Origin of the sequence: Sphingobium sp. CFD-1, assembly GCF_024611115.1 — a bacterium.
GTDB lineage: Bacteria > Pseudomonadota > Alphaproteobacteria > Sphingomonadales > Sphingomonadaceae > Sphingobium > Sphingobium baderi_A.
In genome coordinates this window covers 2,367,440-2,389,496 of sequence record NZ_CP084398.1, presented here as the reverse complement: position 1 = coordinate 2,389,496, position 22,057 = coordinate 2,367,440, and the positions used below count along the sequence as shown (strand labels likewise).

Here is a 22,057-nt window from a genome sequence, read left to right as displayed (position 1 = left end):
TGACAATCCTTGCCTCCCGCCATCGGGTGGAGTGGAAACCCGACGGGAGGAGGCGGGAGGCAAGGTTTATGAAATGGCTGCCCCTGGGAGACGGGACAGCGATTTACAATCCGTCCCCATGAGCTGCGAACCGCTGGAGGAGCGTGATCGATAGCCCGATAGGGCCTTAGGCAACGACGGCGGATATTCGTGACAGTCATGCCGCCGGAGTTAGGGTGCCGGGTCCGACAGGGGTGCGGACCCGACGCCTCGCTTATGGCGCTGCCGAGCGAAGGAGGCTAATGAACTTTTGGTCATTTTACGGCAGGATACTGGTGATGCCGACACCATGGGTCATCAAAGTCCGGCTGTTATTGCCTTAGCAAAAGAAGCTGGTTTCGGGTGACGGATTCCAATCGATCATCACCGTTTAGGCCGCAGTGTTTCTCTAATGACTGGTCGCCGGCCTGTGGTTCTAAGGGAAGGGAGAGATGGAGCCTCTCCCCCCTAGTCCCTTTCTATGGCGTCAGGCTATGGCTGCCTTCAGCTTTTCCACTAGGTCGGTGCGTTCCCAAGGGAAGAAATCGCCTTCCGGCTTGCGGCCGAAATGACCGTAAGCGGCCGTCGGGCGGTATATCGGCTTGTTGAGGCTCAGATGCGTGCGGATGCCGCGCGGCGTGAGGCCGCCCAACTCTTTGATCGACCTGATCGCGTCTTCAATCTTCGCATCGTCCACCGTGCCGGTGCCATGTGTGTCGACATAGAGCGACAGCGGTTCCGACACGCCGATGGCATAGGCAAGCTGGATCGTGCAGCGCCGTGCGAGGCCCGCAGCGACGATGTTTTTCGCAAGGTAACGGGTGATATAGGCGGCCGAGCGGTCGACTTTGGTCGGGTCCTTGCCGCTGAATGCGCCGCCGCCATGGGGTGAAGCACCGCCATAGGTGTCGACAATGATCTTGCGGCCCGTCAGGCCTGCGTCGCCGTCCGGCCCGCCAATTTCGAAGCTGCCGGTCGGATTGATATGATAGACGGTTTCGTTAGAGAGCAGATGTGCGGGCAGGATTTCCGCCACGATGCCCTTCACGTAATTTTTCAGTTCCGCTTCCTTTTCACCCTGATCGTAGCCCGGCGCATGCTGGGTCGATACGACGATGGCGGTGGCGGCGGCTGGCTTGCCGTTTTCGAAGCGGAGTGTCACCTGGCTCTTGGCGTCCGGTTCGAGGTAAGGGGCGGCGCCGGAGTGGCGGTCAGCAGCCATCTTCGCGAGAATCTTATGGCTGTAGTCCAGCGTGGCGGGCATGAGGTCAGGCGTTTCGTCGCAGGCGAAGCCGAACATGATGCCCTGGTCGCCAGCGCCTTCATCCTTATTGCCGGACGCGTCGACACCCTGCGCGATATGCGCGGACTGGGCGTGCAGATTATTCTCGAAGCGCAGCTTTTCCCAATGGAAGCCATCCTGTTCGTAACCGATGCGCTTCACCGTGTCGCGCACGGCCTTTTCGATTTCTTCCTGCGCGCCGGGAGCCCACTGGCCGTTTTCATAAACGCCCTTGCAGCGTATCTCGCCCGCCATAACGACAAGCTGTGTCGTGGTCAGCGTCTCGCAGGCGATGCGGGCTTCGGGGTCCTTGGAAAGGAACAGGTCGACGATGGCGTCGGAAATCTGATCCGCGACCTTGTCGGGATGACCTTCGGACACGGACTCCGAGGTGAAGAGATAATTGCTACGCATGGGACTCCCGTAAGATGCTTTGCGGAGAAGTGATATAAAGAAATGTTTATACGCCCTTTAGCTTTTGCCTCTCCGCATGGCAATGGCCAGGCCGATGAGCAACAGCATGAACAGCGTCGGCGCCCCATTGCCGAGACGCGCAAAAATTGTCGGCGGCAGAGAGGAAGGCAGGGTGCTGTCGAGGAAGCCGGCATGGTGCGGGCCCAAGGCGCGCAGCACATGGCCTTTTGCATCGATGATCGCGGAAATGCCGGTGGGGGTGGAGCGGATGATCGGCATTCCTTCTTCCATCGCGCGCAGGCGGGCTTGCGCCAGATGCTGGACGGGGCCCCAACTGCCGAACCACGCATCGTTCGACGGGTTGAAGAGGAAGGCGGGGCGGTTGGCTTTGTCGACGACTTGTCCGGAGAAGATGATCTCGTAACAGATCTGAACGCCCATCTTCATTTCCGGTCGACCCAGAGCGGCAGGCAGGTTCAGGCTTTGCGGACCGGGACCGGGCCAGAAGTCGGCGTCTCCGGGCACCAGGCGCGACAGGCCAAGGGGTTGAAGGATCGAACGCATTGGCAGATATTCACCATAGGGTACAAGATGCGCTTTGTCATAACGGGCAGGCAGCCGCGCATCGGGGGTGACGATCCAGACGCTGTTGTTCGCGCCCGCCAGTACATTTTCACTGTAGCCACCTTTGTCGACCGGTTTGTAATAGACCTTGTTTGCACCTGTAAGCAGCAGGTCGCCGGGACCGAGCAGGGCAGCCAGGCGGTCGCGCCATGCCGGTTCCATGTCGAGATAGGCTGGAATGGCGGCTTCAGGCCAGAAGATCAGGCGCGGAGCCGGGCGCGGGGTACCGGACAGTGCGGCGAGGGTGCGGAAATGCGCCTGCTCCAATTCGGCGGAATATTTCTCATCCTGCCCGATATTGGGCTGGACCACGCGGATGCGCGGTGCGCCCGCAGGCGTGGGGGGAGCCTGCGCGAACTGCCCCCAGAGCGCGAGGGCCAGGAGCGGGATCGTAATGGCGGCGGCTGGCCCTATGCGGCGGCGTAAAGCAAGGACCAGTGCGCCCGATGCCAGAATGGCAAGTGCGCCGAGGCCATATGTGCCGATGATGGTAGAGGCGATGGCGATGCCCGTCGGCAACCAGATCACGCCCAGCGGGCTCCATGCGAAACCGGTGAAGACGACCGCGCGCAGATATTCGCTCGCGATCCAGCAGGCGGCGAAAAAGAGGAGGAAGGGAAGCTGCGTGTTGGTCCGCAGCGGGAGGCGGCGGGTCAGCCACCACGCGCTGAGGGTCGCGAGGGCGGGATAGACGGCCAGATAGAGCGAAAGCAGGACTACCGCGCCATAGCCGAACCAGTGCGGCATCGCGTCCTGATAGGTAAAGGCGTGGGCGATCCAGTTGAGGCCCAGCGTGAAATGACCGACGCCGAACAGCCATCCGCGCGTGAAGGCGGATTTGCGGTCCAGCGCGCTTTCGATGAGCAGGATCAGCAGGGCGAAGCAGGCGAGCGTGACGGGCCAGAGCTTCAGCGGCTCAAATCCCGTCGCGGACAGAAAGCCGGCGATCAGCGCGATCAATTTGGGACGGCGTTCGAGAAGGGATGGCATGGGGCAGATTAGCGAGCGGTTGCCAGCGTGGCGTTGCTGCACTTGTCGTTCTTTTCACCGCCGCCGGTCAACATCGAGGCGGCGATGAAACCGCCGACCACCAGCACCAGGAACAGGCCGGAAAGGAGAGCCAGATATTTCTCGATGAACGCCTTTATGGGGCGGCCGAACTTCCAGAAGAGGAAACCCACCAGCATGAACTGGAAAGCGCGGCTGATGACGCTGGCCCAGAGGAAGGTGAAAAGCGGTAGTCCGACGAATCCCGCGGTGATGGTGATGAGTTTGAAAGGGATGGGCGTCGCGCCCTTTATGAGGATGATCTCCGCGCCATATTCGCGCAGGTAGCAGGCGGCGACCGGGAATTTGGCGGTGAGGCCCAGAGCGGCGAGGATCTGGTGGCCGACCGTTTCGTAGACGAAGTGGCCGATGGCGTAGCCGAACAGGCCGCCCAGCACCGAGGCCATGGTGCAGATGAGGCCGAAGCGGATCGCGCGTTCCGGCCGGGCGAGGCACATGAGGCCGAGCAGCGGATGCGGGGGGATCGGGAAAAAGCTGGATTCCATGAATGAGATGGCGAAGAGCCAGCGTTCGGCATGGGCGTGGGCCGCTTTGGCGAGCGTCCATTGATAGAGCCGGGTAAGCATCGCGGGCGAATTAGCCGAGATTGCGGCGGGCCGCCAGTGCTTTCGCCAGCACGACCATCCGATAAGGCGGATCGAGCGGAATAGGGAATGGCCGTTTTTCCCCGGTCAGCCGATAACCGCGCCTTTCATACCAGGAGATCAGTTCATGACGGCTGTCGATCACGGTCATTTCCATGGCCGTCGCGCCGAAGAGATGGACGGCGTGATTCTCCGCCGCGGCGATCAGCTGACGGCCAAGGCCCCCGGCCTGAAGCCGCGGGTCGATGCAGAGCAGGCCGAGATAGGAAAGACCGCCGCCCCGGTCGGTGATGTTGACGCAGCCGATGGGCGAGGCCGCGTCATCGTCGAGCGCGATCAGCAGACGCTGGGCGGGATCTTCGACGATGACGGTCAGGGCCGCAAGATCGGTGCGCGCACCGCTGAGCAGGTCGGATTCCCAGGTCCAGCCCATGCGCGCCACGTCGCCCCTGTAGGCGCGCTCTATCACGGGATGCAGCGCGGGCAGGTCGGCGATCGTGGCGGCGCGGATACGCATGGGGGAGTCCTGACGGCGGGAAATGAGGTTGTAAAGAGGCGTGCAGACCCCTTGTCCATCTGTCGCGAGGCAGATTTCGGCCGGTTCAGCCGGCCCGTTCAGGATGCCAGATCTCCGCAGCTTCTCTCGCGTGGGGAGGGGATATGCGCTCGCAGGATAGCGCGCAGCTTCGCCTTCCTTCCCCCCTCATTCAACTGCGCCTGGTCAGCAAGCTGGCAAGGCTTCCTATCCTTCTTCCCAAGGGGGAAGGGAAAAGGAGCATCCCGCCTGACCGGAACCGGCCATCGCGGGTTTGTGAGCCATGGCCGCTAAAAAATTCCCGGCGGGGACGGGGATGATCTTGGCAGTGGGGAGGCGATCACCTAGCTAAGGGTTCCAAGGAGACGAATGATGCAAGGCATGGGAGACGGCAGCTGCCCCTTCACTTTCAACACGGACCCCGCGACCTTCAAGGTCGGGGATGAGGTCAGCTATCGCGTGACAGGCAGCCTGGAGGGGATGCCCTTTGCCGGCGTGCTGTTGGAAGTGCATGACGATTATGTGGTGCTGACATCCGACCCCGACGACAAGGCCAGCCGGATGCGCGCCACGCGCGAAAGCCGCCCGGTCGTGCGCGAAGAGGATGTGTGCTGACGCGACGGCGTTGACCGTCCCATATCGTCTGTGCCAGAGCGCCGATACGGCCTGAGCAGGCGATTTTCGTGTGAATTTTTCTTCCTCTTCCCGGTCTGACACCAAGGCCCGGCCCGATTTCAGGGAGCGCGCTGGCGGGCTGGCCTTTGCGCTGGGACTGAACGCGCTGCTGTTGCTGGCGCTGTTGACGCTGACGCCGGGGATGCAGCCTCCGCCGGTCGATCCGCGCCATCCGGTGACATTTGAACTGGCGCCCGGACCCCAGGCGGCGGAGGAAAAGGCGCAGGCGCAGAAAAGCGACGACGCGCCCAAGGAAAAGACACCGCAAAAGCAGGCGGATACCGCGATCCAGCCGCCGCGCCCGGTGGAAAAACCGCCGGAGAAGCCGCCCTTGCCTCTCCCCTTCATCGTTCTGGACAGCAGCCAGATGGCGTCCGCCGACATCGGGAAGATGCCGAAAAAAGGGCAGGGCCAGGGCGCGGCGCAGGGGGACAGCGCGCAGGTGGCCGGGCCGGGCGAAGGGCCGGGCGGCGTGCAACTGTTCGCGGCGGAATGGTATCGCAGGCCGCGCGATGCGGAACTTTCCCCTTATCTGCCGGCCAATGCGCCGGGCAATGGATGGGGCGAGGTCGCGTGCAAGACGGTCGACCATTATCGCGTCGAAAATTGTCAGGCGCTGGGCGAATCGCCGCTGGGATCGGGCTTTGCGCGGGCGGTGCGGCAGGCGGCGTGGCAGTTCCAGGTGCTGCCGCCCCGCGTCAACGGCAAGGTGATGGTGGGAAGCTGGGTTCGCATCCGCATCGATTATACGCGCACGGTAGTGGGCGGTGGCCCAGGGGCGGGGCGGTAGGGGCTGTTGAGGCTGTGGGCCGAAGGTGGTTATGAGTGGAGAGCGGACTTGCGTTCTCCCGACTTCCGTTCGCCCTGAGTCGGGGCTGAGCGAAGCCGAAGACCCGTATCGAAGGGGCCAGCGCGCGCCATGTCCTTCGATATGTTGAGCAGGTCGGATCGTCCCCCGGACACAATTCGGCAGGCTCAGGGGCCATCCAGAACGAACGGACATGGGGGATAATCGGCCATTGCGGTTGCCTCATGGAACGTTCCCCGCGGGATGGGCTATCAAGAGTTGCATTGCGAAACGGCAATGGCACTTTGCCAGCTGCCCGACTCACGGGAAATGGAGGAACAGATGATCGTCTATGGCGCGCGGCCTTCGCCTTTCGTTCGCAAGGTTATCGTATTTGCCGCTGAAAAGGGCCTGACCCTGGACGTGCAGCCGGGCGGTTTCGGGCAGGGCAATGAGATGTTCGCGCAGGCTTCGCCTTTCGGCAAGATTCCGGGCTTTCAGGATGGTGATTTCCTGATCAGCGACAGCACGGCGATCATAACCTATCTGGATACGATACGTCCCGACCCGAACCTGATTCCCACAGAGGCGAAGGCGCGGGCGCGCACCATCTGGTATGAAGAGTTCGCCGACACGATCCTGCAACCGGTGGGCATGCAGATTTTCTTCAATCGCGTGGTCGCGCCCTTTCTGGGCCTGCCCAGCGATCCGGCGGCGGCGGACGCGGCCGAGGCGGACAGGATGCCGGAGCTTTACGATTATGTGGAAGGAAACCTGCCGGATAGCGGGTTTCTGGTAGAGGACCGGTTCACGCTGGCGGATATTGCCGTCGCCTGCCCCTTCATCAATATCGGCTATTGCAGCGACGGGTTGGAAAAGGGGCATTGGCCCCGGTTGAAGGCATGGTTGCAGGCCGTGCGCGCGTGGCCCAGCTTTACCGAGGCGCTGGCGATAGAAGGGAAGGCGGTTAACCGGATGATGGCTAAATAATTCACCTATATGGAACATTTTTCTTGACATCGTCACGCTGTTCCGGCAGAGATGGCGACACTGGAAAATTGTGAGTCGCCGACGCGGTGATGCAAGGGGCTGGTCCTGATGGGCCGGCCCTTTTGCTGTGCGCGTTCGCGGCGAAAGGCGGAGCGATGACGGGAGAGCGGGAAAAGGCGCGGCCACCTTTGGGCGGCCGGGCGGGGGACAAGGCGGAGGCGCTGGTCGCGCAGCGGGGGCAGCGGGGGGCGGCGGGAAGCGGGCCGCAATTGAAGGCGGTGCGTAAGGACGGATGGACGCCCGCGCGGCGCAAGCGGTTCATGGAGACGCTGGCCGCGACCTGCAATGTCAGCGAGGCGGCGCGCGCGGCGGAGAAGAACCTGTCGAGCGCCTATTATCAGCGGCGTCGCGATCCGGCTTTTGCGCGGGAATGGAACCAGGCGATGAACGTCGGTTATGCGGAACTGGAGACGTTGCTGCTGCGCCAGTCGCTGTTCGGCGTGGAGGATGAGGAACTGACGCTGGATGGCGAGGGCGCGCTCAAGAGCCGGAAGCTGAAGCGCGGGCATCCGCATGTGGTGGCGATCCGGTTGCTGCTCGCGCATCAGGGCACGGTGGAAAAGCTGCGCGCAGCGGAAATGCGCGACGGCCCGGAAGCGGAGGACGCCGTCGCGAAGATGCGCGCGCTGCTGGACGATGTGCGGCGCAGGCGGGAAGCGGCGGGCGATTGAGGCGGGGGCGCAGGCGATGCGGATGTCGGACATGGAATGGCTCGCCGGGCAGGATGACGCCGTGCGGGAACGGGTGCTGGCGCATCTGGACGACGCGGCTGCGGAGCGGCTGGCCGCCGAATGGCGCTGGACGGCGCGGGCGGGGCAGGTCGCGCCGGACGGAGACTGGCGCGTCTGGCTGATGATGGCGGGGCGGGGCTTCGGCAAGACGCGGGCTGGCGCGGAATGGGTACGGGAGATTGCGGAAAATGATCCCGGCGCAAGGATCGCTTTGGTGGGGGCCACGCTGGGCGAGGCGCGCAGCGTGATGGTGGAGGGGTTTCGGGGCTGCTTTCCATCGCGCCATGGTGGTGCCGGCCTGCTTATGCGCCTGCCTTGCGGAAGCTGATATGGCCCAATGGGGCGATTGCCACGCTATTCGGCGCGGCCGACCCGGAGGCGCTGCGCGGGCCGCAATTTAGCCATGGCTGGGCGGACGAGATCGGCAAATGGCCGGGCGGGGAAGCGGTGTGGGACAACCTCATGCTGGGGATGCGGCTGGGGCGCAGGCCGCAGGTGCTGGCGACGACGACGCCACGGCCGGTGCCGCTGGTGCGGCAGCTGGCGGCGCGGGAAGGGGTGGACACGGTGGTGACGCGGGGGCGGACGGCCGACAATGCGGCGCATCTGGCGGAGGGTTTCCTCGCCGCGATGGAAGAAGGCTATGGCGGCACGCGGCTGGGGCGGCAGGAACTGGACGGCGAGCTGATCGAGGAGATCGAGGGCGCGCTGTGGACCCGCGACCTGCTGGAGCGGTGCCGGGCGCGGCATGTGCCCGAAAAGGGGCTGACGCGCGTGGTGGTGGCGGTCGATCCGCCTGCTTCGGCGCATGGGGATGCGTGCGGGATCGTTGTGGCCGGGCTGGGCGCGGATGGGCGCGCTTATGTGCTGGCCGACGCGAGCGTGGAAAAGATGCGGCCCGAAGGCTGGGCGCGGGCGGTGGCCGGCGCGGCGGCGGCCTATGGCGCGGACCGCGTGGTGGCGGAGGCCAATAATGGCGGCGCGATGGTCGAAAGCGTGCTGCGCGCGGCGGAGGCCGGGCTGCCGGTCAAGCTGGTCCATGCCAGCCGGGGGAAGGCGGCGCGGGCGGAGCCTGTGGCGGCGCTCTATGAGGCAGGGCGGGTGGCGCATCGCGGGGCTTTTCCCGACCTGGAGGACGAGATGTGCGGGCTGATCGCCGGGGGCGGCTATGAAGGGCCGGGACGCTCGCCCGACCGGGCCGACGCGCTGGTATGGGCGCTCACCGAATTGATGCTGACGCGGCGCGGCGATGCGCGGATCAGGACGCTGGGATGAGGAACCCTTCGCGACGGCGGCTCGTTTCTCCAGACGTATCGCTGAACTGTTGGAGTATGTGTGATGAAAATGGGCAAGCTTATGGCGGCCCTCGCTGGCGTGTCGCTGATGGCGGCGCCAGCCTTTGCGGCGTCGCTGAACAGCAAGGAACGGGCGCGGGTCGCGCGGGCCCATCCGTCCGATCGCGACGATGTGCGCTATTGCCTGTTGCAGGCGAAGAAGGGTCGGGACAAGGGCACCGTCATCGGCGCGGCGGGTGGCGCGGGCGTCGGGGCGATCGCGGGCGGCGATCTGGGCGAATCCCTGCTGGCGGGCGCGGCTGGCGCCGTCGCGGGCCGGGTGATCGGCAAGAGCGAAGGCACCAATTCGGAATGCGACCGGGTGCTCAAGCGCAATCCGTGAGATTGGAGTGAGGGTGGGGCGTGATCTTTCCCCTCATCCCACTGCGCCGGGCGAGCTTGTTGGCAAGGGGCCGTATCCTTTCCCCCAAAGGGGGAGAAGGGCAAGGGCAGGAGGGGCTGTTATGGCTTCTTCCCCTGCCGGAGAATCTTTTTATCCTCGCTTCCGGATAAGGGGCGGGGATTTTTTGTGATCGTGGTGAGGGCGGCTCCGGGTGGTTGGCGGATGTTGCTATTTCAGCCCTCTCCCGGTTCGGCCTGAGTAGGGGCGATACGCCACTTCGACAAGCTCAGTGGCTACCTACTCAGGACGAATGGAGGTGGGTTTGGGCATGGCCGCCCTTGGCCGAAAAGGGCCGTTCTGTCCGCGGCCTAGTATATTTTTCCTGAAAAGACGGGGTTTGTCATGAAATGGTTCGGGACGAAAGCGGCGCGCGATGGGGCGCGGCCGGTGCTGGCGCGCGCCTGGGGATCGGGCGGCGTGGCTCTGGGGGAATGGCCTGCCTCTTATGAAGCGCAGGTGCGGGCCGGGGTGATCGGCAATCCCATCGCGCAGCGGGCGATGCGGCTGGTGTGCGAAGCGGCGGGCGCGACGGCGCTGAAAGTCTGCGGCGTGGAGCCGGAGGCGGCGGCGCGAGTGCTGGGGCTGGTCAACCGCTGTTCGGCGGGGCAGGCGCTGGTCGAGACGCTGGCCTGCCACCTGCTGTTGCACGGCAATGGTTATGTGCAGATATTGGCGGGCGCGGACGGGACGCCGACCGAGCTTTATGCGCTGCGCCCCGAAAGGGTGAGCGTGGAGGCCGATGCGCGGGGCTGGCCCGCCGCTTATCTCTATCGCGTGGGGGACAGCGTGACGCGCCTGACGCCGGAGGACGGCGCAGGGCGCACGAGCATCATTCACCTCAAAGCGCTACACCCGCTGGACGATCATTATGGGCTGGGCTGCGTCGGCGCGGCGGCGGGCGCGGTGGCGATCCACAATGCCGCGACGGTGTGGAACAAGGCGCTGCTCGACAATGCGGCGCGGCCGAGCGGGGCGATGGTCTATGATCCGGGCGACGGGTCGGTGATGTCGCCGGAGCAGTTCGAGCGGGTCAGGCAGGAGATGGACGCCGCCTTTGCAGGCGCGGCCAATGCCGGGCGGCCGATGCTGCTGGAGGGCGGCCTCAATTGGAAGGCGCTCAGCCTGTCGCCCGCCGAGATGGATTTCGTGGGGTTGAAGGCGGCGGCGGCGCGGGAGATCGCGCTGGCCTTTGGCGTGCCGCCGATGCTGCTGGGGCTGCCGGGCGACAACACCTATGCCAATTATCGCGAGGCGAACCGGGCGCTGTGGCGGCAGACGATCCTGCCGCTGGTGGCCAAGCTGTGCGCGGGGCTTTCGCAGGGGCTGTGCAGTTGGTGGCCGGGCGCGCGGGTCGAGGCCGATCTGGACGCCGTGCCTGCTCTGGCGGAGGAGCGGGCGGCGCTGTGGGACCGCGTGGCGGCCGCCGATTTCCTGACGGCGGAGGAGAAGAAGGCGATGCTGATGATCGCCTAAAGCAGAGGTTGGGCGAGGGAATCGAGGCGGCAGAAATGTCCGCCCCAGTTCCAGCGCCCGCCCTGCATCAGGCAGTCGCCCACGGTGAAGAGGTCCGCCCACCAGGCGAGACCGCCGAGGGCGACGAGGACAAGGACGATCAGCCATTTGCGGGTAACGCGTTTCATGGCGTGGGACATAGGCGATGCGGCGCGGCTGGAAAAGGGCGGCGGGGAGCGGTGTGCGATGAAATATGATGGGGAGATGCTGGCGCGGCTGGTCGCGCAGGCGGAGGCTCAGCCGATGAGCGCGGACATGGTGATGATCCGCGCGCTGATCGAGGAGGCAAGCGAACTGGGCGCGGGACGGGCGCTGGAGCGGCTGGGGCTGGCGGATCGACGGGCGGAGGGCGACATGAGGGAGTTGCGGGAACTGCTGTCGGCGTGGCGCGACGCGAAGAAGGCGGCGCGGGGCGCTGTCGTCGGTTGGGCGGTGCGGATCGCCATGGCTCTGGTGCTGCTGGGGCTGGCGGTGAAGATGGGTTTGCTGGGCTTGGTGCGCGGATGAGCGGGGACGATGTGCGCTTTGCCGGTTATGCGGCGGTGTTCGACCGGGTGGACCGGGGCGGCGACGTGGTGCGGGCCGGGGCTTTCGGCAGCGCGCGGGCGACGGGCGTGCCGCTGCTGTGGCAGCATGGGCCGGGCGAGGTGATCGGATCGGTCGAGCGGCTGGAGGAGGATGCGCGGGGGCTGCGCGTGATCGGGCGCGTGTCGGCAAGGACGGCGGCGGGACGCGCTGCGGCGCGGATGCTGCGGGAGAAGGCGGTGGACGGGCTGTCCTTCGGCTACCGGGTGCGGGAGGCGCGGGGCGCGGGGCCGCGCGAGTTGCTGGGGCTGGACCTGGTGGAGGTGAGCATCGTCACCCATCCGATGCAGCCCTTGGCGCGGGTGATTGCGGTGGAGGAGGGCGGAGAGGCCCACTCCTCCAACTTCGCCTAGCCAGCAGGCTGGCAAGGTTTCGTATCCTTCTTCCCGATGGGGAGAAGGTTTTTGGCGGTCCTGCGGGGCCGCCTTTTTCGTTTTGTGGCAAGGAGAAGTCGATGACGGATATGTTGGAGAACAGCTTTGACGCGGTGCTTCAGGGGGAAAGGATCGCGGCTGTGGAAGGTGATCTTGCTGCGCTGAAAGGTCGGGTGGACGGCGCTTTTCTCTCCGGGCAGCGCCCGGCGCTGGATGGCGTGAAGGGCGGTGCGGTCGATCCGGCGCGGGCGGCCTTCGTGGATCGCTATCTGCGGCAGGGGCTTGAGGCGGGCGTGGAGCTGAAGAGCTTTTCGGGCGCGAGCGGGGCTGCGGGCGGCTATGCGGTGCCGCGAGAGATCGATGCGGTGATCGACAGCACGCTGAAGGCGATTTCGCCGATCCGTTCCATCGCCAATGTGGTGCGGACGGGGAGCGCGGGCTATCGCAAGCTGGTGAGCGCGGGCGGCATCGTGTCGGGCTGGGCCAGCGAGACGGGCGCAAGGGCCGAGACAGGGACGCCGAGCTTCAACGAGATCGCGCCGCCTTCGGGCGAGCTTTACGCCAATCCGGCGGCGTCTCAGGCGATGCTGGACGATACGCAGTTCGACGTGGAAGGCTGGCTGGCCGGGGAGATTTCCCGCGAGTTCGCGGCGGCGGAGGGCGCGGCCTTCGTGGGTGGCAATGGCACGAACAAGCCCAAGGGGTTCCTGACCTATACGACGACCAACGAGGCGGACGGAGTGCGGGCTTTCGGGTCGCTGCAATATGTGGCTTCGGGCGCGGCGGGCGGTTTTGCGGCGTCCAATCCGCAGGACAAGCTCATCGATCTGGTGCAGAGCCTGCGCGCGCCCTATCGGCAGGGGGCGTCGTTCGTGATGAATTCGGCGACCCTGGCGGCCATCCGCAAGATGAAGACCAGCGACGGCGCGTTCCTGTGGCAGCCTTCGATGAGCGCGGGGCAGCCTGCGACGCTGCTGGGCTATCCGGTGGTGGAGGCCGAGGACATGCCGGACATCGGCGCGAACAGCCTGTCGATCGCCTTCGGCAATTTCCATGCGGGCTATGTGATCGCGGAACGCAGCGAGACGAGCATCCTGCGCGATCCGTTCAGCAACAAGCCCTTCGTCCACTTCTATGCCGTCAAGCGGATCGGCGGCGCGGTGGCGAACAGCGAGGCGATCAAGCTGATGAAGTTCGCCGCTTCCTGATGCGGGGGTGACGGCGGATTAACTTTGGGGGGCGTTCGCGTCCCCCTTTTTGTTTGGTGGGGAGACGGGCGTGGCGATCACGGATTGGGAAATGGCCGATCTGGTGCGGGAGGTCTGTTACGATGTCGGGACGGGGCCGCTGACGCTGGGCGGCGCGATGATGGGCTATCGCGCCTTTGCCGATGCGGTGGGGACAGGCGCGCGCTTTCCCTATGTGATCGTGGGCGTGACGGATGCGAGCCAGTGGGAGGCGGGCAGCGGGATGCTGGACGGCGAGGGGCGGCTGGCGCGGACGGTCGGCGCTTCGTCGGCGGGCGGCGCGGCGGTGGATTTCGCCGCGGGGGAGAAGCGGGTCGCGCTGGCGCTGCACGCGGCATGGGCGCGGGCGGTGGAGGCGCATGATCATGCGCCGCCGGACCTGAGCGGGATCGAGGCGGCGCTGGCGGGCAAGCAGGCGGCGAGCGGCGTGCTGGATGCGCTGGCGGGCGTGGAGGGAGGGGCGGACCGGCTGCTGTGCTTTACGGGGATGGAGAGTGCGGAGGCCATTTCCTGCACGCCCTTTGCGCGGTCGTTGCTGGACGATGCCGATGCGGCGGCGGCGCGGGTGACGCTGGGCGTGCAGGATGCGGGCGGCGACATGCTGCCGGACGAGGATGACGCGCAGGCGCTGGGCAGCCCGTCGCGGCGCTGGTCAGCGCTGCATGCGGTTTCCATCGTGAGCGATGACGCGCAGATCGGCGGGGGCAGAATCAGCGGCATCGACGACCTGGCCATTGCGGATGGCGGGACGGGAGCTTCCACGGCCGCGCAGGCGCGGGCTAATCTGGAACTGGGAAGCATGGCGACGCAGAATGCGGGCGCGGTGGCGATCACCGGCGGGAGCGCGGTGTTCGACAGCTTTGGCGTGGTGACGACCGGCGACCCCTATATCAACCGTTTCGCCGGCACCTCGGCCGCCAGCGCCGCGATCGCGGGACGGCGCGCGCGCGGAACGGTTTCCACGCCCGCCCCGGTCCAGACGTCCGATATATTGGGCGGTATGTATATGGCCGGCTATCAAGCCGTGTCGAACGGCTGGACCGCCAATGTCGCGGCTGTCTATGCCTATGCGACGGAGGATTATTCCAGCTCCGGCTATGGCGCGGACATAGCCATCGCCACCACCGCCATCGGATCGACCACACGGGCCGTGCGTGTCCGGATCAGTTCCGCCGCCATGACCCCCGGCGGGGATAATAATTTCGCGCTGGGAGCGGCCACCAGCCGCTGGTCCGTGGTCTATGCGGGCACCGGCACGATCAACACGTCCGACGCGCGGGAAAAGCGGGATGTGGACGATATTCCCGAAGCGCTGCTCGACGCGTGGGGCGACGTGACGTGGCGGCGCTTTCGCTTCGTCGATGCCGTGGCGTTGAAAGGCGGCGATGCGCGCTGGCATGTCGGCCTGATCGCGCAGCAGGTGCGCGACGCGATCGACGCGCGCATGGGCGCAGGGGAAGCGGTGCGGCTGGGCCTCGTCTGCTTAGATAGCTGGGAGGCGGAAACGGAAGAACGGGATGAGGAGGGGCAGATCGTCCGTCCCGGCCGGGACGCCGGGGACCGATGGGGGCTGCGCTATGAGGAATGTCTGGCGCTGGAAGCAGCCTGGCAACGCAGGCGGATCGCCGGGATCGAGGCGGCGCTGGCCCAGTTGAGCGGAGGCCCCGGCGATGGAGGGTGAGGCGCTTGGCGCATTGCCGATTGGCGATGCGGGCAATGCGCGCGCGTCACTGGTCTGGCCGGGTAGCTGGCTGGCCGGAACGCGACCCGGTCAGAAGCAGCGCATGGAAGGCAGGACAGGCCCCGCGAGGCCCGAAGCGACGGGAGGAAGCAGGATAAGATGAACCTCTATCTGAAAGATCCGCAGGCGCGGATCGACCATGAAATCGACTGGTCGGCCTATCTGGCCGGGCAGCATGTCGTCGCGAGCGTGTGGCATGTCAGTCCCGCCGAAGCGGGCGGCATCGTGGTGGAGGCCGATGCGTTCGAGGATTTGCGGACCAGCGTGCGGCTGAGCGGTGGCGCTGTGGGGCGGCTTTATTATGTGACCAACCGCGTCGCCCTGTCCGACGGGCAGGAAGATGAGCGGTCGATCCATGTGCGGGTGGAGGAGCGATGATGATGGCGGCGCAAGGGGAAGCGGGCGCGCTGGCGGCATCGCTGGCGGAATTAAAGGCCTATCTGCGAATAGCGACGAGTGATGAGGATGCAGTGCTGGCAGGATTGCTGCGAAGCGCGGCGGCGCTGTGCGAGGGTTTTGTCGGGCAATGGCTGATCGTACGCGAGGCGCGGGAAACAGTGTCCGGCGATGGCCGCTGGCAACGGCTGTCGGCGCGGCCGGTGGCGGCGATCCTCGATGTGCGGGCGGTGGACGCGGCGGGCGTGGAAGAGGCGTTGCCGCCGGAACGCTATGCGATCGACATCGATGCGTCGGGCGAGGGCTGGGTGCGGCTGAGGGGCGTGGGCGGCGGGCGGCGGCTTTGCGTGCGTTATCGGGCGGGAATGGCGGAGGATATGAACGGTCTGCCCGAAGCGATCCGGCAGGGGATCGTGCGGCTGGCGGCGGATCATCACGCGGCGCGCAGCGGCGAAGGCGCGGCGCCGCCTGCGGTCGTCAGTGCGCTGTGGCGGCCATGGCGGCGGATGCGGCTGGCATGAGGGAGGCATGGCAAAGGCGCATGACTGCGCTGGCGGAAGCTGGCGCGGCGCGAAGGCGGGCCGCGATCGCGCAGGCGATGAGCGATGCGGGCGTGGCATCGGTGCGGGTGGACGGAGAAAATGTCCGGGCATCGGGGCGCGGACTGATGGCGCGATGGATGGGTGATCTGACGCTGCGTGAAGCAGGAAGGGGCAGGGCATGAGCGCGGAAATAACGGTTCGCGCCGCCATGATCGCGGCGCTGAAGCAGGATATGACGTTGATGGACGGGCTTAATGGTCTGTTCGATGGCGCGCCCGACCGGGCGACGTCGCCCTATGCCGCGGTGGAAGAGTGTCTTGGCGCGGATTGGGGGGCGAAGGATGTCGACGGACGGGAATTGCGTTTGTCGATCAGTCTGCATGACATGGGCGAGACGCCTGCCCGCATCGCGCCGCTGCTGGCGCGGGTGGATGCCGTGGTGAAGGCGATGACGGAAGCGGGCGAGGGTTGGCGGATCGTTACTACGCAGTTGCTGCGTTCCCGTATCGCCCGGCAATCGGGGCGGGATCGCGGCTGGCGCGCCATTGCGGACTATCGGCTGCGCCTGGTGCGGGAGGCGGGCTGAGGGGATTTCGGTGGAGTGTGGATATTGGAGAAGTGACGAATTTTGGCCAATCGCGGACGCACCCACCCATGTAGGGAAAGCGGCCGGTCGATTTCCCATCCAAAACCGCCATTCGGCGTGAGGCCGATCAGGCCGGGCTGAGATAATCCTCATATTCAGAGGTGATCTTGTCCATATATTCGGACACCTGATCGTTGGCGTCGGACTGGGCTTCCTGCTCCGACATGCCGCTGGTCTTGTCGTCCGCCACGATGGCGGCGCGGAAGGCGGCTTCCTTGTCGCCGCACTTCGCCTTCAGCGCGGACTGGAAATCGCCCAGCGCCAATTTCTTGTCGAGCGCAGGCTGAATCTGCGCCGAAAGGCATTGGGAATAGGCCTTGCGCCCGGCACCGACAGGGTCAGCCGCGGGGGCGGCTGCAAGCATCATCACCAAAGGAACTGCAACAAGCATCGGACCCTCTCCACAGCTTGATTCTGGCACGGGTTAACGAAAAGGAGAATGCGCCATGGGCGTCGAAAAAGGAAGTGCGTTTCTGCTCAAGGTCGGCGATGGCGGCAGCCCGGCAAGCTACGCAACGGTAGCGGGGATGCGGACCACGCAATTATCCGTCAATGGCGAGGCGGTGAACGTCACCAGCAAGGATAGCGGGGGTTGGCGCGAGTTGCTGTCCGGCGCGGGCGTGCGGTCGGTCAGCGTGTCGGCGGCGGGCATCTTCACCGGATCGGCGGCGGAAGTGCGGATCCGCAACCATGCCCTGTCCGGCACCATCGACGAATATGAACTGAGCTTTGAAAGCGGGGAGCGGATGCGGGGGCGATTCCTGGTCACGCGGCTCGACTATGCGGGCGATTATAATGGCGAGCGCAACTATGCGCTGAGCCTGGAAAGCTCCGGCCCGGTGGTGTCGCAATGAGCGCGGCGGCGAACGCGGCGCGGGGCGAGGCCGCGCTGGAACTGGGCGGGCAGGTGCTGACGCTGCGCCCCAGCTTTGCCGCGCTGGTGGCGGCGGAGGAGGAAGTGGGGCCGCTGTTCGAACTGGTGGAACGGGCGGCGGACGGGAAGCTGTCGCTGGGCGATATGGCGGCGCTGTTCTGGCATTGCCTGACGGATCGCAGCGGCGGGCTGACGCGCGAAGCGATGGGCGAGGCGATCCTGGCGCTGGGACTGGCGAAGGTGACGCCGGTGCTGCGGACCATATTGCAGCAGATATTGACGGGCAAATGAGCGCGGCGACGCGGCTTGCGGAGCGGGCGGCGGCGTTGGCGGGGATCGCGGGTTGGCTGCTGGGGTGGCGGCCCGACGAGTTCTGGCGCGCGACGCCCGCGGAACTGGCGGCCGTGCTGAAGGCGGCGCGGGGCGAGGAAGGGCCGGAGGCTGGCGTGGACGCGGGCGATCTGGAGCGGCTGCGCGCGATGATGCCGGATCGCTGAGGCGGACAGGAGGAATCTCGATGGAAGAGGAAGTCGACACGCTGGTCGTGCGCGTGCGCGCCGACACGCAGGGGCTGGCGCGCGATGTGGAAGCGATGCGCGCCGGGATGGAAGGGCCGCTGGCGGCGGGCGCCGAACGAGCGGGGCGGCGGATCGAACAAGGGCTGCTGAGGGCGGCGCGAACGGGCAAGTTCGGGTTCGAAGATCTGCGGCGCATGGCGCTGTCGGTGCTGGACGATATTGCCCGTGGCGCTTTGCGATCGGCGATGGGGTCGATTGGCGGTGGAGGCGGCGGCGGGCTGCTGAATGTGGGGGCTTCGCTGATCGGGTCGGCCCTGGGGCTGCCGGGGCGGGCGACGGGCGGGCCGGTGGGGCCGGGCCGCGCTTATGTGGTGGGTGAGCGGGGACCGGAACTGTTCGTGCCCACGGCGAGCGGGCAGGTCGTCGCGCATGGCGGCGGCGGCGGGCGCGACGTGCGGGTGAGCATCGCAGTGCAGGGACGAGGCGACGGGCAGGATAATCCCCGGCTGCTGGCGCGCAGTGCGCGGCAGGTGGCCCGGGCGGTGAAAGGGGCGCTGAACGGATGAGCGGGATCGGCTATTGGCTGACGAAAGAGCGGGGCGGGCAGGAAACGCGTTTCATGAAGCGGTTCGCGCCGACCCATTGGACGGTGAATTTTCCCCGGCCGATGATGGCGAGCGTGGTGACGACAGCGCCCGATGCCCTGCGGGTGGATGCGGTCTTTTACGGCTCGGGCGATCTGGCCGGGCTGATCTGGGAAGCGGAGGACAAATGGAGTCACCCGCTGCTGGCTTATGAGACGGCGCGCGATTTCCGCGATTGCGTGCTGCGCTTTCGCTGGCGGAGCGGTGGTCTCAGGCGGCTGGACCAGACGCATGGGCCGACGCTGACCATCGAGGGGCGCGATGCGGAAGGCCATACGCGGTCCTGGTATGTGCGCTTGTGGAACTATGCCAATGGCGATCCAGAAGATACGGAAATCATTCTGGATTTCTCTCGCCTTGAGGGCGGATTTCTTATGCCGGAGGAGAGCGATCCGGTGTGGGCGGGGGATATCGACCGGATGTTCGTTTCGCTCGCGCCGCTCGATTATGATGCGGGCGATACGGTCTTTGCGGCGGGCGTCGAAGGCTGGGCGGAGTTGTCCGGCATCAGGTGCGATGGCGCAGGATCGGTGCTGGCGGTGGGCGATGTGGTGGTGCCCGAACATGGGCTGTCGATGGCGACGGGCTATGACGATTGCCTGAACCAGACGCCGGAGCGGATTATCGCGGCGATCCATGCGCTCGGCTATCGCGGCGACATCAATCATTATGTCGGCATGAGCCATTATTTCCGGCTCTTGTCTGTTGGGGGAGGGCATGTTGTCACCCTGGACGGCGGAGCGCTGAATACGCCCTGCGCGGTATGGCACGCCGATTTCGCGCGGCGGGCGAAGACCATGGGGCTGGGGGTGATCTGGTCGCTGTCCTATGAACTGTTCGACGCGCATTGCCCGGAGGCATGGAAGCAGCGGGCGGAGAATGGCGATCCGGCGCTGACGGGCTGGACGCCGCCTTCGACATTGCTGTCCCCGGCCCATGCCGGTGCAATGAGCTATCTGCAGGCGGTATCTTCTTCCTTTGTTACCATGGCTTTGTCCGAAGATATTGCCGTCAAGTTTCAGGTCGGGGAGCCATGGTGGTGGGTGATGCCCGCCGATGGACGCATCTGCCTGTATGACGATGCGGCGCGGGCGGCGCTGGGGGGAAGTCCCGTTTCGATCCCGGATGTGCGGGGGACGCTTTCTGCCGGGCAGAAAGCGCTGCTGGATGCGGCGGGGGCGATATTGGCGGCGTCCACGACTTCCCTCTGCGCGGCGGTGAAGGCGCTGGCTCCGGAGGCGGTAACGCATTTGTTGGCTTATCTGCCGACGGTGCTCGATCCGCTCGCGCCGGAGGCCAAGCGGGCGAACATGCCGATAGGGTGGGCGGACCCGGCCTTCGATGTGCTGCAACTGGAAGATTATGACTGGGTGACGCAGGGACGCAGGCGGCTGACTGCGCGCGGTGTCGAAGAGGCGACGGCGCGGCTGGGCTATCCGATCGAGCGGCAGCATTATTTTTCGGGCTTCGTGCTGACGCCGGAGGATGCCGCGCAATGGCGGGAGATCGCCGGGGAAGCGGACGCCGCCATCCGGCGCGGCACGGCGGCGACGTTCATCTGGGCGCTGCCGCAGGTCGCGCGCGATGGCTTCACCTGCTTCAGACTGGATGGGGGAAAAGATATGCAAGCATTTGATGATATTGTCTTTCCTTTGAGCGTGGGGCGAGAGGCCAGCCTGTCCCCCGCCTTTTCGACGCAGATCGTGGAAAGCCCATCCGGCCATGAGCGCAGGACGAGCGATTGGGCCGATGCGCGCCTGTCCTTCGATGCGGGGCCGGGCGTGCGGTCGGAAGCGGATATTGGAGAGCTGATCGCCTTCTTCCGGGCGCGGCGGGGCGCGGCGCGGGGGTTCCGTTTCACCGATCCGTTCGACAATCGAAGCTGCGCGTCGGGCGGAACGCCAGGGCCGATCGACCAACGATTGGGCGTGGGTGACGGCATAATGGCGGAGTTCCAGCTCATGCGCTTCTATGGCGAGGGGGAGGAGGCGCAGGCGCGGGCCATCACGCGTCCGGTGTCGGGATCTGTCAGGGTCGCCGTGGATGGCGTCGAGCAGCTTTCCGGCTGGAGCCATGCGGGGCTGGGCGTCATCGCCTTTGACGCCGCGCCGCCGGAGGGCGCGGTGCTGACCGCCGGTTTCCGCTTCGACGTGCCGGTGCGTTTTGCCGAGGACCGGCTGGACATCAACCGGGCGACCTTCGCCGCCGGGGAGGCGCCATCGGTGCCGCTGGTGGAGATCCGGGAATGAGTGCGGCGGAGATATTGGGCAAGCCGCTGTGCACGCTGGCCTTCTGTTGGCGGCTGGAGCGGCGGGATGGCGTGACGATGGGCCTCACCAGCCATGACCGCGACCTGACTGTCGATCATGTCCGCTATCGCGCCGCGCCGGGCATGATGCCTTCGGCCATCCGCAGCGGCATCACGGCGGAGGGCGCGGACATGGATGTCGAGGGCGCGCTGACATCCGACGCCATCAGCGAGGATGACCTGATGGCAGGACGTTGGGATGGCGCGGCGCTGGAGGTGCGGCTTACCGAATGGGAGGAGCCGGGCGCGCTGTGGCTGTTGCTGGCGCGGGGGGAGATAGGCGCTGTGGGGCGCAGGGGCGGCGCTTTCACGGCGGAACTGCTGGGCGCGACCAATACGCTGCGGAGCGCGGTCGTGCCTTCGACTTCGCCGGATTGCAGGGCGCGGCTGGGCGACCGGCAGTGCCGGGCGGACATGGCCGGACGCAGGCGCATCGTGGTGGTTTCTGGTATCGAGGATGGCGTGGCGCAGGTCGAAGGGCTGACCGCGGGCGCTTATGCCTTTGGCACGCTGCGCTGGCTGACCGGCGGCAATAGCGGGGTCGTTCAGGCGGTGACGGACAATGAAACCGACCGGGCGACACTGGCCGATCCGCCGCCCTTCGCGGTGGCGGCGGGAACATTGGCTTTGCTGACGGAGGGATGTGACCGGCAACTGGCGACCTGCGCCGCGCGCTTCGGCAATGTCGTCAATTTCCGGGGCGAGCCTTATCTGCCGGGCACGGACCTGCTGACCCGTTATCCCGGCGCATGAGCGGCGAGCGCATGGCGGCGCGGATCGTCGCGGAGGCCCGGGCTTTGGTCGGCGTCCCTTTTCGATTGCATGGGCGCAGCGCGGAACTGGGGCTGGACTGCGTCGGGCTGGCGGCGGTGGCGTTGGGCCGGGCGGGGCATTCGGGGATGGCGCCCAGCGGCTACGCGCTGCGGACGAGCGATGTGGGACGGATCGAAACATGGCTGGAACAGGCGGGATTGCGAAGAGTGGCGACGGCGAAGGCCGGCGACCTGGCGCTGGTGCGGCCGGGGCCGCTGCATCTGCATCTGATGATCCGGGTGCCGGGCGGCTTCGTCCATGCCCATGCGGGGTTGCGGCAGGTCGTCGAAATGCCGGGAGGTTCGCCCTGGCCGATCATCAGCCATTGGCGCGCGATTTGAGGGGTATTGGA

At 66.2% G+C, this 22,057-nt stretch carries 27 protein-coding genes and 1 pseudogene; 22 read left to right on the top strand and 6 right to left on the bottom strand.

Features of this window, described 5'->3' with window-relative positions; genetic code table 11:
- Window positions 1-505: 505 nt before the first annotated feature.
- The 4 genes from metK to LDB26_RS12080 are packed head-to-tail and all read right to left on the bottom strand — an operon-like array spanning window position 506 to window position 4,507.
- On the bottom strand, window positions 506-1,714 hold the full coding sequence (gene metK, locus LDB26_RS12095; protein ID WP_257538563.1) for a methionine adenosyltransferase: 1,209 nt from the start codon (window positions 1,712-1,714) through the stop codon (window positions 506-508).
- A 57-nt stretch (window positions 1,715-1,771) separates the two neighbouring features.
- Window positions 1,772-3,328, bottom strand: a complete 1,557-nt coding sequence (gene lnt, locus LDB26_RS12090) for an apolipoprotein N-acyltransferase (RefSeq protein WP_062066926.1) — start codon at window positions 3,326-3,328, stop codon at window positions 1,772-1,774.
- Window positions 3,329-3,336: 8 nt separating this feature from the next.
- A complete protein-coding gene (locus tag LDB26_RS12085; RefSeq protein ID WP_257538562.1) occupies window positions 3,337-3,972 on the bottom strand; it encodes a YqaA family protein in 636 nt (211 codons plus the stop codon).
- Between the two features lie 10 nt (window positions 3,973-3,982).
- A complete protein-coding gene (locus tag LDB26_RS12080; protein ID WP_062066920.1) occupies window positions 3,983-4,507 on the bottom strand; it encodes a GNAT family N-acetyltransferase in 525 nt (174 codons plus the stop codon).
- Window positions 4,508-4,897: 390 nt separating this feature from the next.
- Between LDB26_RS12080 and LDB26_RS12075 the strand changes: the two genes are divergently transcribed.
- From LDB26_RS12075 to LDB26_RS12045, 7 genes and pseudogenes are all read left to right on the top strand, one after another.
- Window positions 4,898-5,140, top strand: a complete 243-nt coding sequence (locus LDB26_RS12075) for a hypothetical protein (protein ID WP_062066918.1) — start codon at window positions 4,898-4,900, stop codon at window positions 5,138-5,140.
- A 70-nt stretch (window positions 5,141-5,210) separates the two neighbouring features.
- Window positions 5,211-5,990, top strand: coding sequence for a hypothetical protein (locus LDB26_RS12070; RefSeq protein ID WP_373886113.1), 780 nt, complete (start codon window positions 5,211-5,213; stop codon window positions 5,988-5,990).
- 339 nt (window positions 5,991-6,329) lie between these two features.
- Window positions 6,330-6,977, top strand: a complete 648-nt coding sequence (locus LDB26_RS12065; RefSeq protein ID WP_257542104.1) for a glutathione S-transferase family protein — start codon at window positions 6,330-6,332, stop codon at window positions 6,975-6,977.
- Between the two features lie 155 nt (window positions 6,978-7,132).
- Window positions 7,133-7,708 carry a hypothetical protein gene (locus LDB26_RS12060; protein ID WP_257538561.1) on the top strand — a complete coding sequence of 192 codons (576 nt, stop codon included), beginning with the start codon at window positions 7,133-7,135 and terminating at the stop codon, window positions 7,706-7,708.
- 16 nt (window positions 7,709-7,724) lie between these two features.
- Window positions 7,725-9,043, top strand: a pseudogene (locus LDB26_RS12055) (DNA-packaging protein).
- Window positions 9,044-9,106: 63 nt separating this feature from the next.
- On the top strand, window positions 9,107-9,445 hold the full coding sequence (locus LDB26_RS12050) for a hypothetical protein (RefSeq protein ID WP_257538560.1): 339 nt from the start codon (window positions 9,107-9,109) through the stop codon (window positions 9,443-9,445).
- 402 nt (window positions 9,446-9,847) lie between these two features.
- A complete protein-coding gene (locus LDB26_RS12045; protein ID WP_062066909.1) occupies window positions 9,848-10,978 on the top strand; it encodes a phage portal protein in 1,131 nt (376 codons plus the stop codon).
- On the opposite strand, the gene LDB26_RS12040 is transcribed toward LDB26_RS12045, so the two are convergent.
- Complete coding sequence (locus LDB26_RS12040) at window positions 10,975-11,145, bottom strand: hypothetical protein (RefSeq protein ID WP_197413616.1); 171 nt, start codon at window positions 11,143-11,145, stop codon at window positions 10,975-10,977. The genes LDB26_RS12045 and LDB26_RS12040 overlap by 4 nt on opposite strands.
- Window positions 11,146-11,203: 58 nt before the next feature.
- Between LDB26_RS12040 and LDB26_RS12035 the strand changes: the two genes are divergently transcribed.
- The 8 genes from LDB26_RS12035 to LDB26_RS12000 all read left to right on the top strand — a co-directional run bounded on the left by LDB26_RS12035 (window position 11,204) and on the right by LDB26_RS12000 (window position 16,488).
- Entirely contained in the window at window positions 11,204-11,524 is a 321-nt protein-coding gene (locus LDB26_RS12035; protein ID WP_062068943.1) for a DUF6127 family protein, read from the top strand.
- The gene (locus LDB26_RS12030; RefSeq protein ID WP_257538559.1) at window positions 11,521-11,955 is read left to right on the top strand and encodes an HK97 family phage prohead protease; all 435 of its coding nucleotides are present in this window, start codon (window positions 11,521-11,523) and stop codon (window positions 11,953-11,955) included. The genes LDB26_RS12035 and LDB26_RS12030 overlap by 4 nt, the downstream gene beginning before the upstream one ends.
- Window positions 11,956-12,056: 101 nt before the next feature.
- Window positions 12,057-13,184 (top strand): phage major capsid protein, encoded by a 1,128-nt coding sequence (locus LDB26_RS12025; protein WP_257538558.1) that lies wholly within the window; start codon window positions 12,057-12,059, stop codon window positions 13,182-13,184.
- 70 nt (window positions 13,185-13,254) lie between these two features.
- Window positions 13,255-14,904 carry a tail fiber domain-containing protein gene (locus LDB26_RS12020; protein ID WP_257538557.1) on the top strand — a complete coding sequence of 550 codons (1,650 nt, stop codon included), beginning with the start codon at window positions 13,255-13,257 and terminating at the stop codon, window positions 14,902-14,904.
- A gap of 159 nt (window positions 14,905-15,063) precedes the next feature.
- On the top strand, window positions 15,064-15,342 hold the full coding sequence (locus LDB26_RS12015) for a hypothetical protein (protein ID WP_062066896.1): 279 nt from the start codon (window positions 15,064-15,066) through the stop codon (window positions 15,340-15,342).
- Entirely contained in the window at window positions 15,339-15,881 is a 543-nt protein-coding gene (locus LDB26_RS12010; RefSeq protein ID WP_062066893.1) for a phage head-tail connector protein, read from the top strand. The genes LDB26_RS12015 and LDB26_RS12010 overlap by 4 nt, the downstream gene beginning before the upstream one ends.
- A gap of 20 nt (window positions 15,882-15,901) precedes the next feature.
- Entirely contained in the window at window positions 15,902-16,084 is a 183-nt protein-coding gene (locus tag LDB26_RS12005; RefSeq protein ID WP_231746315.1) for a hypothetical protein, read from the top strand.
- Entirely contained in the window at window positions 16,081-16,488 is a 408-nt protein-coding gene (locus tag LDB26_RS12000) for a DUF3168 domain-containing protein (RefSeq protein ID WP_062066890.1), read from the top strand. Before LDB26_RS12005 ends, LDB26_RS12000 begins: the two co-directional genes overlap by 4 nt.
- A gap of 127 nt (window positions 16,489-16,615) precedes the next feature.
- On the opposite strand, the gene LDB26_RS11995 is transcribed toward LDB26_RS12000, so the two are convergent.
- Complete coding sequence (locus LDB26_RS11995; RefSeq protein WP_062066887.1) at window positions 16,616-16,939, bottom strand: hypothetical protein; 324 nt, start codon at window positions 16,937-16,939, stop codon at window positions 16,616-16,618.
- 55 nt (window positions 16,940-16,994) lie between these two features.
- Between LDB26_RS11995 and LDB26_RS11990 the strand changes: the two genes are divergently transcribed.
- Genes LDB26_RS11990 through LDB26_RS11960 form a run of 7 tightly spaced genes read left to right on the top strand, consistent with a single transcriptional unit; the run spans window position 16,995 to window position 22,046 of the window.
- Entirely contained in the window at window positions 16,995-17,402 is a 408-nt protein-coding gene (locus tag LDB26_RS11990) for a phage tail tube protein (protein ID WP_062066885.1), read from the top strand.
- Window positions 17,399-17,713, top strand: coding sequence for a gene transfer agent family protein (locus LDB26_RS11985; RefSeq protein ID WP_062066882.1), 315 nt, complete (start codon window positions 17,399-17,401; stop codon window positions 17,711-17,713). Before LDB26_RS11990 ends, LDB26_RS11985 begins: the two co-directional genes overlap by 4 nt.
- Window positions 17,710-17,919, top strand: coding sequence for a phage tail assembly chaperone (locus LDB26_RS11980; protein ID WP_062066879.1), 210 nt, complete (start codon window positions 17,710-17,712; stop codon window positions 17,917-17,919). The genes LDB26_RS11985 and LDB26_RS11980 overlap by 4 nt, the downstream gene beginning before the upstream one ends.
- 20 nt (window positions 17,920-17,939) lie before the next feature.
- Window positions 17,940-18,506 carry a tail tape measure protein gene (locus tag LDB26_RS11975; RefSeq protein ID WP_257538555.1) on the top strand — a complete coding sequence of 189 codons (567 nt, stop codon included), beginning with the start codon at window positions 17,940-17,942 and terminating at the stop codon, window positions 18,504-18,506.
- Entirely contained in the window at window positions 18,503-20,833 is a 2,331-nt protein-coding gene (locus LDB26_RS11970) for a DUF2460 domain-containing protein (RefSeq protein WP_257538554.1), read from the top strand. Before LDB26_RS11975 ends, LDB26_RS11970 begins: the two co-directional genes overlap by 4 nt.
- Window positions 20,830-21,645 carry a DUF2163 domain-containing protein gene (locus LDB26_RS11965; RefSeq protein WP_257538553.1) on the top strand — a complete coding sequence of 272 codons (816 nt, stop codon included), beginning with the start codon at window positions 20,830-20,832 and terminating at the stop codon, window positions 21,643-21,645. The genes LDB26_RS11970 and LDB26_RS11965 overlap by 4 nt, the downstream gene beginning before the upstream one ends.
- Window positions 21,642-22,046, top strand: a complete 405-nt coding sequence (locus LDB26_RS11960) for a peptidoglycan endopeptidase (RefSeq protein WP_257538552.1) — start codon at window positions 21,642-21,644, stop codon at window positions 22,044-22,046. Before LDB26_RS11965 ends, LDB26_RS11960 begins: the two co-directional genes overlap by 4 nt.
- Window positions 22,047-22,057 lie beyond the last annotated feature (11 nt).

Excerpts from the sequence above, each read along its gene's own strand:
- LDB26_RS12075 (WP_062066918.1), top strand. The coding sequence starts at position 4,898 with ATGCAAGGCATGGGAGACGGCAGCTGCCCCTTCACTTTCAACACGGAC.
- LDB26_RS11990 (WP_062066885.1), top strand. The coding sequence starts at position 16,995 with ATGGGCGTCGAAAAAGGAAGTGCGTTTCTGCTCAAGGTCGGCGATGGC.
- LDB26_RS11965 (WP_257538553.1), top strand. The coding sequence starts at position 20,830 with ATGAGTGCGGCGGAGATATTGGGCAAGCCGCTGTGCACGCTGGCCTTC.
- LDB26_RS11970 (WP_257538554.1), top strand. The coding sequence starts at position 18,503 with ATGAGCGGGATCGGCTATTGGCTGACGAAAGAGCGGGGCGGGCAGGAA.
- LDB26_RS12080 (WP_062066920.1), bottom strand. The coding sequence starts at position 4,507 with ATGCGTATCCGCGCCGCCACGATCGCCGACCTGCCCGCGCTGCATCCC.
- LDB26_RS12015 (WP_062066896.1), top strand. The coding sequence starts at position 15,064 with ATGAACCTCTATCTGAAAGATCCGCAGGCGCGGATCGACCATGAAATC.
- LDB26_RS12030 (WP_257538559.1), top strand. The coding sequence starts at position 11,521 with ATGAGCGGGGACGATGTGCGCTTTGCCGGTTATGCGGCGGTGTTCGAC.
- LDB26_RS11980 (WP_062066879.1), top strand. The coding sequence starts at position 17,710 with ATGAGCGCGGCGACGCGGCTTGCGGAGCGGGCGGCGGCGTTGGCGGGG.
- LDB26_RS11975 (WP_257538555.1), top strand. The coding sequence starts at position 17,940 with ATGGAAGAGGAAGTCGACACGCTGGTCGTGCGCGTGCGCGCCGACACG.
- LDB26_RS11985 (WP_062066882.1), top strand. The coding sequence starts at position 17,399 with ATGAGCGCGGCGGCGAACGCGGCGCGGGGCGAGGCCGCGCTGGAACTG.
- LDB26_RS12085 (WP_257538562.1), bottom strand. The coding sequence starts at position 3,972 with ATGCTTACCCGGCTCTATCAATGGACGCTCGCCAAAGCGGCCCACGCC.
- LDB26_RS12065 (WP_257542104.1), top strand. The coding sequence starts at position 6,330 with ATGATCGTCTATGGCGCGCGGCCTTCGCCTTTCGTTCGCAAGGTTATC.
- LDB26_RS12040 (WP_197413616.1), bottom strand. The coding sequence starts at position 11,145 with ATGAAACGCGTTACCCGCAAATGGCTGATCGTCCTTGTCCTCGTCGCC.
- LDB26_RS12025 (WP_257538558.1), top strand. The coding sequence starts at position 12,057 with ATGACGGATATGTTGGAGAACAGCTTTGACGCGGTGCTTCAGGGGGAA.
- LDB26_RS11995 (WP_062066887.1), bottom strand. The coding sequence starts at position 16,939 with ATGCTTGTTGCAGTTCCTTTGGTGATGATGCTTGCAGCCGCCCCCGCG.
- LDB26_RS12010 (WP_062066893.1), top strand. The coding sequence starts at position 15,339 with ATGATGATGGCGGCGCAAGGGGAAGCGGGCGCGCTGGCGGCATCGCTG.
- LDB26_RS12000 (WP_062066890.1), top strand. The coding sequence starts at position 16,081 with ATGAGCGCGGAAATAACGGTTCGCGCCGCCATGATCGCGGCGCTGAAG.
- LDB26_RS12060 (WP_257538561.1), top strand. The coding sequence starts at position 7,133 with ATGACGGGAGAGCGGGAAAAGGCGCGGCCACCTTTGGGCGGCCGGGCG.
- LDB26_RS12045 (WP_062066909.1), top strand. The coding sequence starts at position 9,848 with ATGAAATGGTTCGGGACGAAAGCGGCGCGCGATGGGGCGCGGCCGGTG.
- LDB26_RS12050 (WP_257538560.1), top strand. The coding sequence starts at position 9,107 with ATGAAAATGGGCAAGCTTATGGCGGCCCTCGCTGGCGTGTCGCTGATG.
- LDB26_RS12005 (WP_231746315.1), top strand. The coding sequence starts at position 15,902 with ATGACTGCGCTGGCGGAAGCTGGCGCGGCGCGAAGGCGGGCCGCGATC.
- LDB26_RS11960 (WP_257538552.1), top strand. The coding sequence starts at position 21,642 with ATGAGCGGCGAGCGCATGGCGGCGCGGATCGTCGCGGAGGCCCGGGCT.
- metK (WP_257538563.1), bottom strand. The coding sequence starts at position 1,714 with ATGCGTAGCAATTATCTCTTCACCTCGGAGTCCGTGTCCGAAGGTCAT.
- LDB26_RS12035 (WP_062068943.1), top strand. The coding sequence starts at position 11,204 with ATGAAATATGATGGGGAGATGCTGGCGCGGCTGGTCGCGCAGGCGGAG.
- lnt (WP_062066926.1), bottom strand. The coding sequence starts at position 3,328 with ATGCCATCCCTTCTCGAACGCCGTCCCAAATTGATCGCGCTGATCGCC.